The organism is Acetanaerobacterium sp. MSJ-12, assembly GCF_018917875.1.
In the GTDB taxonomy this organism is placed as follows: Bacteria; Bacillota; Clostridia; order Oscillospirales; family Ruminococcaceae; genus Bittarella; species Bittarella massiliensis.
The window spans coordinates 1-532 of the sequence record NZ_JAHLPK010000025.1 but is presented as its reverse complement, the minus strand read 5'-3'; the positions used below and the strand labels follow the sequence as shown (position 1 = coordinate 532).

The following is a 532-nucleotide window of genomic DNA, read 5'->3' as shown; positions in this document are numbered from 1 at the left end:
TAGCTAGGCCTAAATCTGCATCTATAATAACTACTCTATTATTTAATTTAGTCAATTCCATACCTAAATTAATTGTAAAGTTTGTTTTGCCAACCCCACCCTTTCCACTAGTAACACATATTATTCTAGCATCCTTAGTGATATTCTCATTATGTGCGGCAATTTGTTTAGAATACATTCTTCTACTATTAATTAACTCTCGCAATTTGGCGGCTTGGTCCATCTTATTATCTCTCCTTCAGTAACATATCTAAAATTTTATTTGAAGTTACCACTTCAATATCATCAGGAACACTTTGTCCAGTAGTTACATAGGAAATATATTCAGGTTCTCTCATAGCAATATTTAAAATCGGTCCGTAGGTGCTAACTTCATCTAATTTTGTAAAAATAATTTTATAATCCTCTATAAAACTATATGTTTTTAAAATATCTTTTAAATCACTATTCTTAGTGGTCGAGCTAATTACTAAATAAACGCTTTTATTTTTTACTTCATTTAAAAGTAAAGCTAATTCATCTACATGTTCAC

General features: G+C 29.3%; 2 protein-coding genes. Both read right to left on the bottom strand.

Translation table 11 applies throughout. From position 1 onward, the window contains the following. On the bottom strand, positions 1–223 hold a 223-nt coding region (locus KQI11_RS13055; protein ID WP_216402429.1), incomplete at its 3' end, for a P-loop NTPase. 4 nt (positions 224–227) lie between these two features. Further along, the coding region (locus KQI11_RS13050) for a flagellar biosynthesis protein FlhF (protein ID WP_502757170.1) at positions 228–532 on the bottom strand (305 nt) is incomplete at its 5' end.